General features: G+C 64.6%; 11 protein-coding genes and 1 tRNA gene. 4 read left to right on the top strand and 8 right to left on the bottom strand.

What is annotated here, in order from left to right:
• Positions 1-126: 126 nt before the first annotated feature.
• Positions 127-202: transfer RNA gene (locus D769_RS24150), tRNA-Lys, on the bottom strand.
• Between the two features lie 260 nt (positions 203-462).
• Here D769_RS24150 and D769_RS24145 point away from each other — a divergent pair.
• Positions 463-726, top strand: a complete 264-nt coding sequence (locus D769_RS24145; protein ID WP_008650441.1) for a DUF1488 domain-containing protein — start codon at positions 463-465, stop codon at positions 724-726.
• Positions 727-845: 119 nt separating this feature from the next.
• On the opposite strand, the gene D769_RS24140 is transcribed toward D769_RS24145, so the two are convergent.
• From D769_RS24140 to folD, 5 genes are all read right to left on the bottom strand, one after another.
• Entirely contained in the window at positions 846-2,657 is a 1,812-nt protein-coding gene (locus D769_RS24140; protein ID WP_008650440.1) for a SulP family inorganic anion transporter, read from the bottom strand.
• A gap of 3 nt (positions 2,658-2,660) precedes the next feature.
• The gene (gene xth, locus D769_RS24135) at positions 2,661-3,458 is read right to left on the bottom strand and encodes an exodeoxyribonuclease III (RefSeq protein ID WP_008650438.1); all 798 of its coding nucleotides are present in this window, start codon (positions 3,456-3,458) and stop codon (positions 2,661-2,663) included.
• Complete coding sequence (locus D769_RS24130) at positions 3,455-3,910, bottom strand: hypothetical protein (protein WP_008650435.1); 456 nt, start codon at positions 3,908-3,910, stop codon at positions 3,455-3,457. Before D769_RS24130 ends, xth begins: the two co-directional genes overlap by 4 nt.
• 38 nt (positions 3,911-3,948) lie before the next feature.
• Positions 3,949-6,051 (bottom strand): M3 family metallopeptidase, encoded by a 2,103-nt coding sequence (locus D769_RS24125; protein WP_008650433.1) that lies wholly within the window; start codon positions 6,049-6,051, stop codon positions 3,949-3,951.
• 133 nt (positions 6,052-6,184) lie between these two features.
• Complete coding sequence (gene folD / locus D769_RS24120; RefSeq protein WP_008650432.1) at positions 6,185-7,042, bottom strand: bifunctional methylenetetrahydrofolate dehydrogenase/methenyltetrahydrofolate cyclohydrolase FolD; 858 nt, start codon at positions 7,040-7,042, stop codon at positions 6,185-6,187.
• A 169-nt stretch (positions 7,043-7,211) separates the two neighbouring features.
• Between folD and D769_RS24115 the strand changes: the two genes are divergently transcribed.
• Entirely contained in the window at positions 7,212-7,907 is a 696-nt protein-coding gene (locus tag D769_RS24115; RefSeq protein WP_008650430.1) for an energy-coupling factor ABC transporter permease, read from the top strand.
• 98 nt (positions 7,908-8,005) lie between these two features.
• Here the strand turns inward: D769_RS24115 and D769_RS24110 are convergent, their stop codons facing one another.
• Both D769_RS24110 and D769_RS24105 read right to left on the bottom strand, forming a co-directional pair.
• Positions 8,006-8,638, bottom strand: coding sequence for a response regulator transcription factor (locus D769_RS24110; protein WP_008650428.1), 633 nt, complete (start codon positions 8,636-8,638; stop codon positions 8,006-8,008).
• Positions 8,639-8,775: 137 nt separating this feature from the next.
• Positions 8,776-11,388: a PAS domain S-box protein gene (locus D769_RS24105; RefSeq protein ID WP_008650426.1), complete on the bottom strand. Its 2,613-nt coding sequence runs from the start codon at positions 11,386-11,388 to the stop codon at positions 8,776-8,778.
• A 437-nt stretch (positions 11,389-11,825) separates the two neighbouring features.
• Here D769_RS24105 and aceE point away from each other — a divergent pair, with 437 nt between their 5' ends.
• Positions 11,826-14,513, top strand: coding sequence for a pyruvate dehydrogenase (acetyl-transferring), homodimeric type (gene aceE / locus D769_RS24100; RefSeq protein WP_008650425.1), 2,688 nt, complete (start codon positions 11,826-11,828; stop codon positions 14,511-14,513).
• Between the two features lie 201 nt (positions 14,514-14,714).
• The coding region (locus tag D769_RS24095; protein ID WP_008650422.1) for a biotin/lipoyl-containing protein at positions 14,715-15,015 on the top strand (301 nt) is incomplete at its 3' end.

The raw sequence follows: 15,015 nt of genomic DNA, 5'->3' as shown, positions 1-15,015 counted from the left end.
CTGCGACGGCGCATGCGCTGGACGGCACCGGCGCGACATCGGTGGCTCGGGGCTCGACATTGAGCGGCGCCAAGCCACCAAAAGCAAAAGGCCGGAAGCATTGCTGCTTCCGGCCTTTTTGATGTCTGGTGGGGCGTGAGTGACTCGAACACTCGACCTACGGATTAAGAGTCCGCTGCTCTACCAACTGAGCTAACGCCCCGACGAAGACCGAGATTCTAGCAGCATTTTTGGCTTTGTCAAATCTTTGATGAGAGATTCTTCTGCCAGCCTGCACATCGCCCTGACATATACGACTGACATGCTCGTGCGCAGCGCGTGCGCCGCGATGGGAATTCGCCCGACGTCGTGACGAGCATTGAGACACATCGCATTCTCATATTTCCGCGCATGGGATCGAAGACGATTTCCGCCAAGCCATGTTAGGATGCTTTTCCACTTGCATATTGGAGGGCTGTGATGATGGAAATCAAATTCCAGGAGCAAGACCGCTACGACATCAACAACGAGGGTTTGCTGTTCCACGCGATTGTCGATGGTGAGCAAGTGACATGTGTCGTAACACGCGAGGCGCTGTGGGAAGGCTTTAGTGCCGACCAGGTGCTGTCGCTCGAAGAGGCTTTCCGTGCTGGTCGTGAAACGATCGAGCGCGCGGCCTTGGTGCTGATAGAGCAGGGCGTGCCGCAACCTATCGTGGTCAAGCGCGCGCACGTGGCGCCGGTCTGACCCGGCGGGGCACCCCTCCGCCGCCGGCTTCGGCTACGTTTCACGCGTAGACCGGCCGGCGCGCTCACATACCTACCGTCTTTCGTCTTATATCAACGTCTGGTTGTTCCGATTGCCGCTCAGGCAGAGGCTGCTGCGTCTGACGCGCTGGCTTGTGGCGAGCGCGGCACGGCTCCCGGGCGCTGAGCGCATTCCTCGAAGATGCGCGCCTGGCATTGCGCGCAGATGTCGGGCGAAAGACTGCCAATAATCGTGTGCAGCGCCTGTCGCTTGGTGGGGAAGATGTGGTCGTCGCCGAGCTTTGCGGTGAAACCGGTCTGTTCCCAAGTTTCGAGGACCTGCGTGCGCGGACGATGGAAGTAGAGGTCGCCGCCGGCTGCACGCCGCTCCGCCAACTCGGCTTCCCACATCTCCGCGCCCGCCAGGTCGATGAAATTCATGCTCTTGGTCATCGCCAGCAGATGCTTCTGGCTGGCGTTGACCGTACGCAGCCAGTGCAGGCGATCGGTGACGTATTGCACGGCGCCGAAGTAGATCGCGCCTTCCATGCGCAGGAGCTTCAACTGCGGACATTCCGGTTGGGGGCGGCGCAGTTCGTCCAGCGGTGTGAAGCGGCGGCCCGGGTCATCGGCATCGGGCACGAGGCTGCGTACGGCGGGGCGCGAGGTGCGATACAGGTACGCGACGAGCGACAGGATCGTGCCGAGCAATACGGCCATCTCGAGCCGGATCGCCAGCGTGGCGACGAAGGTGCCTACCGCGATCGCGAACTCGGTGCGCGATAGTCGCGCGATACGGCGCAGGCGCTGGAAATCGAACAGGCCCCAGGCCACGAGCAGCAGCATGGCCGAGATCGCCGCCAGCGGAATCTGCGCCAGCAACGGGGCGCTGACCATGACGAGCACGACCAGCAGCAGCGCAGAGAACACGCTGGCCAGTGGCGTCCGCGCGCCGGCCTCGAAATTCGGGACCGAGCGGTTCAGCGACCCGCACGAAATGTAGCCAGAGAAGAATCCGCCCGCGATATTCGACAGCCCCTGGCCGATGAACTCGCGATTGGCGTCGATGTGCTGGCCCGAGCGCAAGGCCACGGCCTTGGCAATCGAAATCGACTGGCCGAGCGCGACGATGGTCAGTGCCGAGGCAATGCCAAGCAGGTCAGGCACCGTGCGCCAGTTGATGTCGGGGATATGGAACGGCGGGATCGCCGATGGAATCGGCCCCACCACGTTCACATGGCTGGCGTCGCCCCAGCTCGTCGTGTTGAGCAGCAGCGCCACGCCATAGCCGGCGAGCAGGCCGATCAGCATGAAAGGCGCGCGGCGCGAGATCCGTTTGACGAGCAGCGTGACCGCCAGCGTCACGGCGCCGACGATCAACGCGCTACCGCTGACCGTGTCGAGATTGTCGAGCAGGAAGCGCACCACGCCGAATGCGCTCGTGCCAGTTGGCACGGCAAGCCCGAGTAGATCCTTCAGCGCGTGAAGTCCGATCAAGGTCGCGGCGCCACAGGTGAAACCGAGTAGTACCGATGGCGAAATGAAATTGGCGAGCGATCCGAGCCGGAGCGCGCCTACCGCCAGTTGCAGGATGCCGACCAGCATCGTGACCGCCAGCGCCAGCGAGATATAGGCGGGGCTGCCCGCAAATGCCACCGGGCTCAGCATGGCGAACAGCGCGAGGGAATTGGCATTGGTCGGTCCCGACATCACATGCCAGCTCGAGCCGAACAGGGCGGCGACGATGCAGGGGATCACCGCCGTATAGATGCCGTACTGCGGGGGTAGACCAGCCAGCGTGGCAAAGGCCACGCCCTGCGGTAGCACCAGCACCGCGCCGAGCAGGCCGGCAACCAGATCAGCGCGCAGCGTCAGCGGCGTAACGCGCGGGAGCCAGGGAAACCAGCGCGTCAGGGCCAGATTCGCACGCATCGGCTAGCCGAGCGTGAGCGTGGCCACGACCGGGGTGTGGTCGGACGGCTGCTCCCAGCGGCGGGGCTCCTTGTCGATGACGCATGTCGCGCACTGCCGCGCCAGGTCGGCCGAAAGCAGGATATGGTCGATACGCAACCCGGCATTGCGGCGGAAACCCATCATTCGGTAATCCCACCACGAGAACATTTTCTCGGGCTGTTCGAACATGCGGAATGAGTCGACCAGACCCAGGCCGATCAATGTCCGGAACGCGTCGCGCTCCTGCGGCGAGACCAGGTTCTGGCCTTCCCACTTGGCCGGGTCGTGGACGTCGCGGTCTTCCGGGGCGATGTTGAAGTCGCCCAGCAGCGCGAGTTTCGGATACCGGGCCATTTCGGCGCGCAGCCACTCGATCATGGCCTTGAGCCAGTCGAGCTTGTAGACAAACTTGTCCGAGTCCAGCGCCTGGCCATTCGGGAAGTACGCGCTGATCAGACGTACGTCGCCGTACGTGCCGGCGATCACGCGTTGCTGCGCGTCCTCATAGCCGGGGATGTTGCGCACCACGTCAGTCGGCACGGGCATGGCCGCGTTGCGTGCCAGGATCGCCACACCGTTGTAGGTTTTCTGGCCCGTGAAAATGCTATGGAAGCCGGCCGCTTCGAGTTCGGCCAGCGGGTACTTGTCATCGGGCAGCTTCAGTTCCTGCAGGCACAGCGCGTCGATCGGCGCGCCCGCGGCATCCTGAGCGCCTAGCCATTGCAGTACCTGCGGCAGACGTACCTTGAGGGAGTTGACGTTCCAGCTTGCGATTCTCATATCTCGTTTTTGTTTGGATTGTCGTTTTCGCCGTGCGCGTCGCCGATGGCGTCCATGCCGCCAAGCAGTCCGCGCTGGTCCAGGATCGCGTAGGCGATTTCCGGATGGGTATCCATGCTGCGGCGGATCGCGGCTGGGATCGCCTGCCGGGTCTTGCGGCACAGGCCTGGCTGGTCCGCAAGTTCAATGCGGAAGCCGCGCGTCGTGCGTACCACGTTGTCGCTCGGCGTGATGCGGACCTCGATGCCGAGCAACTCGCGCATCCTCGTCTTCATCCGCTCGAGTTCATCGAGTGTGGCAATGCTCTCCAGCCGGTCCACCAGCTTCTTCTCTTCCTGCTGCGTCAGTTGCAGGATGCGCAGATCGGCGTGGGGATCCGCCAGCAGCGCGTCGCGATTGCAGACACAGGCGCCCGGTGGACATTCCTTGCGAATCGGGAAAGGAATGTTCATGGTCCGGGCGCCTGGGGGCAGGGCGGGGTAGGTGGCGGTCAGGCAGCGACTGCTGCTTCCGTCATGCCACCGTGCCGCAGCAGCGCGTCGATCTGCGGCGCGCGGCCGCGGAACGCCACGAACGATTCCATCGCCGGGCGGCTACCACCCACCGACAGGATCTCGCGGCGATAACGCTCGCCGGTTGCGCTGTCGAGCACGCTGCCGGAGAGCTGTGCGGCTTCCTCGAATGCTGCGTAAACATCGGCGGACAACACTTCGGCCCACTTGTAGCTGTAGTAACCGGCGGCATAGCCACCCGCGAAGATGTGGCTGAACGTATTCGGCCAGCGCGACAGCGGCGACTGGGGCGCCACGTGCTTCGCGTCGTTGATCTTGCGCGACAGTTCGAGCACCGATACCGCACCCTGCGGGTCGTAGTCGGTATGCAGGTGCATGTCGAACGACGAGAACACGATCTGGCGCAGCGTCATCATGCCGTTCTGGAAGTTCTTCGCGGCCAGCATGCGATCGAACAGCGCGCGCGGCAGCGGCGCGCCGGTTTCCACGTGGGCCGTCATCGTCGACAGCACCTCGTATTCCCAGCAGAAGTTCTCCATGAACTGTGAAGGCAGCTCCACGGCATCCCATTCCACGCCGTTGATGCCGGACACGCCGAGGTCGCCCACCTGCGTCAGCATGTGGTGCAGCCCGTGGCCGAACTCGTGGAACATCGTGATCACTTCATCATGCGTGAACAGCGCGGGCTTGTCGCCGACCGGCGCGGTGAAATTGCAGGTCAGGTAGGCCACCGGCGTTTGCACGGTGCCGTTGCCGCGTTCCTTGCGGCCACGCGCATCATCCATCCAGGCGCCGCCGCGCTTGCCTTCGCGCGCGTACAGGTCAATGTAGAACTGGGCGAGCAGCGCGCCCTGAGGCGACACCACGCGGAAGAAGCGCACGTCCTTGTGCCAGGTTTGGGTCGTGTCCGGCTGGATGCGGACCGAGAACAGCTTCTCGGCCACGCCGAACAGCCCTTCGAGCACCTTCGGTTCCTGGAAGTACTGCTTGACCTCGTCGTCGGAGAACGAATAGCGCTTCTGGCGCAGCTTTTCAGACGCGTAGGCGACATCCCACGGCGCGACGTCGTTCAGGCCGAGTTCGGCGGCGGCGAATTCGCGCAGTTCGGTCCAGTCGTGTTCGGCGAACGGGCGGGCCTTGACGGCCAGCTCGTCGAGGAACTTGAGCACTTCGGCCGGCGACTCGGCCATTTTCGGCACCAGCGAGACTTCGCCATAGTTGGCGTAGCCCAGCATATGCGCCTCTTCACGGCGTAGTGTCAGTTGCTCGCGCATATTGGCCGTGTTGTCCCAGTCGGCCTGACCATTGCCGTGCTGCGGGCCCAGTTCCGAGGCGCGCGTGACGCTGGCCTCGTACATGGTCTGGCGCAGCGAGCGGTCGTCCGCGTATTGCAGCACCGGGAAGTACGACGGAAAGTGCAGCGTGAACTTCCAGCCTGCCTTGCCATCCTTCTGGGCGGCCAGCGCCGCGGCTTCCTTTGCGTCGGCCGGAATACCGGACAGGCGTGCCTCGTCCTCGATATAGAGGGCGTAGCCATTGGTGGCATCGAGCACGTGGTCGGAGAACGCCTTTGACAGTTGCGCCTGCTGTTCCTGGATCTCGGCAAAGCGCGGCTTCTTGTCCTCGGCCAGTTCGGCGCCGCCCAGGCGGAACCCGCGCAGCTCGTTCTCGAGCAGTTGCTTGCGCGCCGGCGAAAGGCTCGCGAACTCGGGGCCGGCGGCGACGGCCTTGTACTTTTCGTACAGGGCCAGACTCTGGCCCAGCGATGACCAGAATTCGGTCATGCGGGGGAGGTTATCGGCGTGTGCCTTGCGCAACTCGGGGGTGTCGGCTACCGCGCTGAGATGGCCGACCACGCCCCAGGCGCGGCCGAGCGGCTCGGTGGCGACTTCCAGTGCCTCGACGGCGCTGGCCCAGGTGGCGGGGGTGGCCGAATCCTCGGCGCGGGCGACGGCTGCCTGCGCCTGGGCGAGCAGCACGTCCAGCGCCGGGCTAATGTGCTCGGGCCGGATCTCCGCGAAGCGCGGCAGGTCGGAGAAATCAAGCAACGGGTTGCTGGCGCGGTCGGTAGTATCAGTCATGGTGGCAAATTCCGATTGGCTGCCGGGATGCGGCATCACACGTGCAAGATGAGGCCTATGCGCCGAAATATCCAGTACGACTTAGCTATTGGCGCGATTGGCCCATCACTCAGGCCCTCACCTAGAGCATCACTCAGGCGATGCCGGCTTTGCGTTCCGCGGCTTCCAGCGTATTGATCAGCAACATCGTGATCGTCATCGGGCCCACGCCACCCGGAACCGGGGTGATATGGCCGGCCACTTCGCGCACACCGGCGAAGTCCACGTCGCCGCACAGCTTGCCGGCGTCGTCACGGTTCATGCCCACGTCGATCACCACGGCACCCGGCTTGACCATGTCGGCAGTAATGATGTTGCGGCGACCCACGGCGGCGACGATCACGTCGGCATCACGGGTGTGGGCAGCGAGGTCGCGCGTCTTGCTATTGCAGATCGTAACCGTTGCGCCAGCCTGCAGCAGCATCATGGCCATCGGCTTGCCGACGATGTTCGAGGCACCCACCACCACGGCGCGCGCGCCGCGCAGCGGGTACTGGATCGATTCGAGCATCTTCATGCAGCCGTACGGCGTGCAGGGGCGGAACAGCGGGGCGCCGGTCATCAGCGCGCCGGCGTTGGCCACGTGGAAGCCGTCGACGTCCTTTTCTGGGGCGATGGCTTCGAGCACCTTGTGGCTGTCGATATGCTTGGGCAGCGGCAGTTGGACCAGGATCCCGTGGATCTTCGGGTCGTTGTTCAGTTCGTCGATGCGGGCCAGCAGGTCGGCTTCGGACAGGTCGGCCGGGTAGCGGTTCAGCGACGAATAAAATCCGTTGTCCTCGCACGCCTTCACCTTGTTGCGCACATAGACCTGGCTGGCGGGGTCCTCGCCTACGAGTACCACGGCCAGGCCGGGCTGGTGGCCGGCCGCGGTCAGGCGGGCAGCGCGCTGGGCGGCCTCGGCGCGGATTTGTTTGGCAAGGGCGTTACCGTCGATCAGGTGAGCGGACATGGGGATACGTGACTGGAGAGGCTTGGGGAAACGGGGAGCCGGCGCCGGCGGGGTGGCCGGCGTCGCTCGTGAAACCCGAATTATAAAGGGGTTGACCAGAATCAGAACGGGCTGCCTGGCTTGATCGGATACAACCCGGTTTCTGGCCGGGGCTGCTAGCATCCGCCCGATGCAGATCGACGATTCCTCACTTCAGGCCCTGCTGGCGACCTGGCCGCTTCCGACCCTCTCCGTGGCGATGCTCGCCTGGGTGGCGTCGCAGCGGCCATGGCGGCTGCTGCGGCAGGAACCGCTCCAGCACGCCTGGCTCGGCGGGCTCGTATTCCTGACCTTGCTGTGGTCGGCGCGGGCGACGGTCGGGACCGGGGTCGTGGTTCAGCTGATGGGGGCCCCGCTGGCGGTGACGATGTTCGGGCTGCCGCTGGCGATGCTGACGCTGGCCGTCGTCGATCTGGTGTCGCTGCTGGGGCTGGCTTACCTGGCGGGGCAGGGCTGGGCGGATATCGCCTGGGTATCCATGGCGCCGCGCTTTATCTGGATGGCGGTGGTTCCGGGGGTGCTGACTGCCGGGCTGCAGGCCGTGATGCGACGCCGGCTACCGCGCCACCCGTTCATCTTCATTCTCGGCCACGGCTATTTCGCCCCGCTGGTGGCCGCCATCGTCGCCGGCAGCCTTCGCACGCTCTGGCAGTTCCATTTGGGACCGCCCCACGCCGGGCTGACGATCGGGGACAGCCTGACCGGCGCCGTGGTGATCGGGTTCGGTGAGGCATTCCTGACGGGGATGCTGGTGGCGATCTTCGTCGTCTATCGCCCGCAATGGGTGCTGACGTTCACGGACGAGGATTATCTGACGGGGAAGTAACGAGCGGCCAAGGGACGGGCAGGCGCCGTTCGGTCGGCAGTCGGCAAGGGGCCCGCTCCTTCCCGCCGCAACGGGGAGAAGGAGCGGCAAGGCGGGACTCAGCTATTGCGCGAGAGCGCCAGGCGCAACAGATCCGCCACCGTGTTGACGTTGAGCTTTTCCATGATGTTGGCGCGGTGCGCCTCCACGGTCTTGATGGAAATGCCCAGGTCGTCGGCAATCTGCTTGTTCAGGCGGCCTGCCACGATGCGCTCGAGCACCTGCTGCTCGCGCGTGGTCAGCTTGCTCAGCAGGTCCTTGGCGGCACGCTGCTCGCGCGCGGCCGAGTGATCGGTGCGGGCTTTCTGCAGCATCCGTTCCACCAGCGAGCGCAGTTCCGATTCGTCGAACGGCTTCTCGATGAAGTCGATCGCACCGCGCTTCATCGTCGAGACCGCCATCGGCACGTCGCCGTGGCCGGTGATAAAGACGATCGGGATGTCGATGTTCTCGGCGATCATGCGCTCCTGCAACTCCGGGCCGCTCATGCCGGGCATACGGACGTCCAGGATCAGGCACGAAACCTGGCTGGCGTCGTAGGCGGACAGGAACTGCTCGGCGCTGTTGAAGCTGCGCACCTGGTAGCCGTTGCCCTCGAGCAGCCAGGTCAGCGAGTCACGCATGGCTTCATCGTCGTCGACGATGAATACGGTCTCGCCACGATGAGGCGTGGGGCTGGGCGTTGCGGTCATGAAATCTCCTGGGGCAAAGTCGTTTGCAACGAAGTGTAACCGCCAGCGGCAGTGCGCAACACCCCGGGTGAACGATCCGGACGACCTCCCGATGCCCCGCGGCAGAGGGTCGTCCGCTTCGCCCGAGGGCATCCCCGTTACTGTTCGGGTAGCGCTGGCTGCAGTGGCAGGGTGATTTTAAACGTACAGCCGATGCCGTCCACATTGTTTTCTACCCACAGACGGCCCTGATGGGATTCGATGATCGAACGGCAGATATTCAGGCCCATGCCCATGCCGTCCGATTTGGTGCTGAAGAACGGCTCGAACAGGCGCTCCTTGGTGGCTTCGTCCACGCCGGGGCCCTGGTCGATCACGTCGATACAGACGCTCTGGCCGAATTCGACGTTTTCTACCCGGGCGTGCAACCGTACCACGCCCGCGGCGCGCAGGGCCGGCATGCCCGCCATCGCTTCCACGGCATTCTTGAGCAGGTTGACCAGCACCTGCTCGATCAGCACCGGGTCCACGTAGAGCATCAGCGGCGGGGTCGGCAGGCGCGTCAGGATCGTGACGCGGCGTCGCGTGGCCTCCAGGTCGGCCAGGCCCACGGCATCGGCCACGATGTCGTGCAGCGAGGCCTCGCGCCGCTGCGGCTGGCTACGTTTCACGAAACCGCGAATGCGGCTGATGATCGTGCCCGCCCGCACTGCCTGCGCCGAGGTCTTTTCCAGCACCGGGATCAGGTCTTCCGGCGTGCTCCGGCCCGAATGCAGGCGAGCCACGGCGCCCATGCAGTAGTTGTTGATGGCCGCCAGCGGCTGGTTCAGTTCGTGCGCCAGCGACGACGCCATCTCGCCCATCGTGGTCAGGCGGCTCGTGAACTGCAGGCGTTCCTCGTGCTGGCGCGCCATTTCCTCGGCTGCCTTGCGCACCGTGATGTCGGTGGCGATCTGCATCTGCGCGAGGTGGCCGTCCACCCACTGGATATAGCGGCGGCGCACTTCGAACCATTTCTGCATGTCCGGCACGAACACCTCGCGGGCGTCGGACGCGTACGGCATCAGTTCCGAAGCAGGCAGGCCGGCATAGGCATCGACGAAGTCGGTGTTGTCGCTCGACATCTGGTCCTTGTCGAAGTCGTCCCCGGCCAGTTTCAGGTGGCCCTCGGCTTCCCAGCCGAAGAGTTGCCGATAGTACCGGTTGGCGAACAGCAGCTCGGCCTTGTCCGTGGCCAGCACCGATACAGCCGCATCCAGGCTTTCCAGTACCGTCGTGAAGCGGTCATGCGCGGCGGCGAGTTCCTCGCGGGCGCGCTTCGGCTCGGTGATGTCCGTCATCGAGCTCATCCAGCCCGTATGGCGGCCACGGCTGTCGACCAGCGGCGATACGTACATGCGGGCGAAGAAGCTGCTGCCGTCACGGCGCATGACGCGCATTTCATAGCCAGTGGCCGGCGACTTGCCTTGCAACGTCAGGTCGATTTGCTTTTGCATCTCCTGCTGGTCATTGGGCGGCCAGTAGGGGAAGGGCGGCACGCGGCCGACCAGATCGCTCTCGGTCCAGCCCGTCATGCGGCAGAACGCGGGATTCACGTAGGTAATTCGCCCGTTCAGGTCCAGCGCCCGCAGCCCGATCAGCATCGAGTTTTCCATCGCGCGACGGAACGAGGTTTCGGCCAGCAGGGCGCGCTGGGCCTCGGAGCGGCGGCTGGTATGGCGCCACATGCTCCACAGGCTCCACAGCAGGAAGCATGACAGGCCCACCACCAGCCACAGCAACATATTGTTGGGCAGGTTCGACGGCGGTGGGTAGGCGTCGGCGCGCAGGGACAGCGAATGGCCCGGCGGGTCGAGCAAGACTTCGTAGGACAGCGCGTTGCCCGGTACCGGCCGTACCGAGGTGCTGGCCCGGGTCTGGTTGTTCTTGTCGATCAGCGAGAAGCGGTAGCGCTCGGTCAGCTCCGGTGGCAGCAGGTGCGTCAGGATGCCGTTGATCGAGTAGAGCGCGCCCAGCGTGCCCAGGAACTCGTTATCGCGCACGATCGGCACTTCCATCAGCATGAAGCTGTCGCCGCGATCGTTCATCAGCGGCCGGGAATAGACCACACGCTGGGTCTCGCGCGCGGCGTCGAACGTGTCCAGGACCTCGGGTTCGAGCGGCTGATCGGCGGTTTCACGCAGGCGGGCAGCGAATTCCGACGTCGATGGCAGCGACCAGCGGCCGCGCCGCGTGGCGTCGAGCCAGTTGATGAAGACGATCTCCGGGTTCTCGCGCAGGATTTCCTGCGCGGCCGTCCGGTAGGCGCCCTGGTCGAGCTGCGCGGCCGCGATATCCCGCGCCAGCGAGGCCAACTGGTCCTGGTTGCTCAGCAGGGACAGTCGCACGCGCTGCTGCGCCCAGGCGGCATCGCGGTACAGCGCGTCGCGCTGCTGCTGGTGCTCGGTTTCGTGGAGCGACCAGAGGATGACGCCCATCGCCACGGTGAACAGCACGATGGCCACGAGCGGGATGAACATGAACCAGCTCGTGGCGACAAGATTGCGCCAGCGCGTGATCCAGAGGCGGCGGGGGGCGGCGGCCAGCGGCGTGCCGCCGTCCGTGCCATCGGTGCTGTCTTGTGCCTCGGCCTGGGGGGCGCCATGGGCGTTGCCACCGTTGCTACGGTCGGCATGGACTACCCCGTGAGGGGCATCGCTGACGGCGCCGGCAGGGTTCGGAGGCAGAATGGCCGTGCGCAGGCCGGAGAGAATTCGTTTGAGAAACTGCATAGGGGATTGACGGCTGACCGAGCAGTTTATCCACTTTATTGCGGTGCGTCGCTTGGGGAAAGCGCCTACACGGCACGGTATTTGCACGCCGGTCGCGAGGCCTTGCAAGACGGACGCGATGCGATTTCTGATGCACTGCCGCAATATTTCACATTATAAGAAATGACTTCGTAATCTGAAAATTTAGCTTGTCATCACTTGCTGTGCTTCCATAGAATCGCTTCGACCGATCAATGCGGGCGGGCGCACTGCGCTTGCTGAGTACAGGATCCGGGCGATGAACGCGTCATCAGCCCCAAGGAGGATCCGGCTTTGGCCTACCGATGCCAGGGCAAGGCTTGGCGCTCCGCCGCGACGTCACAAACCGTCAAGACCGGCCGCTGGAGTCCCGCGCTTTGCTGTGTGGGCACCGGGCAGGAATTCACCAGGAGACAGTCATGTCCGCTGTACCAGAGCAGATCCTCGGCGCCAGCAGCGCCAACGACGCAGATCCCCAGGAAACGCACGAATGGCTGGACGCCCTGCAGGGCGTCCTCAACGCGGAAGGCACCGAGCGCGCCGCGTTCCTGATCGACAAGCAAATCGAATACGCGCGCGTGAACGGCGTTACCCAGCCGTTCCATGCCGAAACGCCGTACATCAACACCATCCCGGTAGAGCAGCAGGCCCGCATTCCCGGCGACCAGGACATCGAGCACCGCATCCGCTCGTACACGCGCTGGAACGCGATGGCCATGGTGCTGCGCGCCAACAAGCACACCAACGTCGGCGGCCACATCTCGTCGTTCGCCTCGGCGGCCACGCTCTATGACGTGGGCTACAACCACTTCTGGCGCGCTCCGTCGGAGCAGAGCGGTGGCGACCTCGTTTTCGTGCAGGGCCATTCGGCACCGGGCGTCTACTCGCGCGCCTTCCTGCTGGGCCGCCTGACGCCCGAACAGCTCGACAGCTTCCGCCAGGAAGTGGACGGCAAGGGCATCTCGTCGTACCCGCACCCGTGGCTGATGCCGGATTTCTGGCAGTTCCCGACCGTGTCGATGGGTCTGGGCCCGATCATGGCGATCTACCAGGCCCGCTTCATGAAGTACCTGGCCAGCCGTGGCCTGGTGAACGCCGGCGACCGCAAGGTATGGGCGTTCCTGGGTGATGGCGAGACCGATGAACCGGAATCGCTGGGTGCGATCGGCATGGCCGGCCGCGAGAAGCTGGACAACCTGGTTTTCGTGATCAACTGCAACCTGCAGCGCCTGGATGGCCCGGTGCGCGGCAACGGCAAGATCATCCAGGAGCTGGAATCGGAATTCCGTGGCTCGGGCTGGAACGTGATCAAGTTGATCTGGGGCAGCCGCTGGGATCCGCTGCTGCAGCGCGACACCAAGGGCCTGCTGATGAAGCGCATGATGGAATGCGTGGACGGCGAGTACCAGACCTTCAAGGCCAAGGACGGCGCCTACGTGCGCGAGCACTTCTTCAATACGCCGGAACTGAAGGCCATGGTGGCCGACTGGTCCGACGACGACATCTGGCGCCTCAACCGCGGCGGCCATGATCCGCACAAGGTCTACGCGGCCTACAAGGCGGCTAGCGAGCACAAGGGCCAGCCGACGCTGATCCTGGCCAAGACCATCAAGGGCTATGGCATGGGCGATGCCGGCCAGGCCATGAACGTGGCCCACCAGCAGAAGAAGATGCCGGTGGACGCGATCCGCGCGTTCCGCGACCAGTTCAACATCCCGGTGGCGGACGACAAGCTGGAAGAAGTCCCGTACCTGACCTTCCCGGAAGGCTCGAAGGAACTGGAATACATGCGCAAGGCGCGCATGGACCTGGGTGGCTACCTGCCGGCCCGCCGCATGAAGGCCGAGGCGCTGAAGGTGCCCGAGCTGTCGGCGTTCGAAGCGCTGCTCAAGGCCACTGGCGAAGGCCGCGAAGTGTCCACCACGATGGCCTTCGTGCGTATCCTGAACACGCTGCTCAAGGACAAGCAGGTTGGCAAGCACGTGGTGCCCATCGTGCCGGACGAGTCGCGTACCTTCGGCATGGAAGGCCTGTTCCGCCAGGTTGGTATCTGGAACCAGGAAGGCCAGAAGTACGTGCCGGAAGACCATGACCAGCTGATGTTCTACAAGGAATCGCAGACGGGTCAGGTGCTGCAGGAAGGCATCAACGAAGCCGGCGCCATGTGCGACTGGATCGCCGCCGCCACGTCGTACTCGACGCACGGCGTGCAGATGATCCCGTTCTACATCTACTACTCGATGTTCGGCATCCAGCGTATCGGCGACTTGTGCTGGGCCGCCGCCGACATGCGCTCGCGCGGCTTCCTGCTGGGCGGTACCGCTGGCCGCACCACGCTGAACGGTGAAGGCTTGCAGCACGAGGACGGTCACTCGCACGTGTTCCACGCTGTGATCCCGAACTGCATCTCGTACGATCCGACGTTCCAGTACGAACTCGCCGTGATCATGCAGGACGGCCTGCGCCGCATGTATGCCGAACAGGAAGACGTGTACTACTACCTGACGGTGATGAACGAGAACTACGAGCATCCGGAAATGCCGGCTGGCGTGGAACGCGACATCGTCCAGGGCATGTACCAGTTCCGCAAGGGCGTGGAGAACAGCAACGCGCCGCGCGTGCAACTGCTGGGCTCGGGCACGATCTTCCGCGAGGTGATCGCCGCCGCCGACCTGCTCAAGAAGGACTGGGGCGTGGAATCGGATCTGTGGAGCTGCCCGAGCTTCACCGAACTGGCCCGTGAAGGCCAGGAAGTCGAGCGTCACAACCTGCTGAACCCGACCGGCACGCAGCGCGAATCGTTCGTCGCCCAGAAGCTCAAGGGCGTGCGCGGTCCGGTTATCGCGTCCACCGACTACATCCGTGCGTTCGCCGAGCAGATCCGTCCGTTCGTGCCGCGTCGCTACGTGGTGCTGGGCACTGACGGCTTCGGCCGCTCGGACACCCGCGAGAAGCTGCGCCACTTCTTCGAAGTGGACCGCTACTGGGTCACGGTGGCTGCGCTGAAGGCGCTGGCCGACGAAGGCGCGATCGGTCGCGAGAAGGTGGCCGAGGCCATCAAGAAGTACAACCTCGACCCGAACAAGCCGAACCCGATGTCGGTCTGACCCCGGACTTGCACGACTGAACCCCCGCAGCGCGGCACCCGCCGCGCCGCGGCGTGCCACCGGTTGACCCGGCGGCGCACCGCGGCGAATGGTGATGCGCGGCAGCGTGACAGATGCGTGTGGCGAGAGTAACCTCGCCGATTGCGTTTGTCGCGTTTGTCGTATCTGACCAGAGTGCCGGCTGCCCAGGAGAGACACTGAATGAGTCAAGCGATTGAAATCAAGGTGCCGGATATCGGCGACTACGACGCCGTTCCCGTCATCGAAGTGCACGTGAAGCCGGGCGACACGATCAACGCGGAAGACGCGCTGGTGACGCTGGAATCCGACAAGGCCACCATGGACGTGCCGTCGCCGCAGGCCGGCACGGTCAAGGAAGTCCGGATCAAGGTGGGTGACAGCGTTTCCGAAGGCTCCGTGCTGGTGATGCTCGAGCCCGCAGGCGCCGCTGCCGCCGCTCCGGCTCCCGCAGCCGCTGCTGCTCCGGCTGCTCCGGCTGCTC

The organism is Cupriavidus sp. HMR-1 (assembly GCF_000319775.1).
Classification (GTDB): Bacteria; Pseudomonadota; Gammaproteobacteria; order Burkholderiales; family Burkholderiaceae; genus Cupriavidus; species Cupriavidus metallidurans.
Note: the sequence above shows the minus strand (reverse complement) of the source record. Positions and strands in the feature narration are given on the sequence as shown.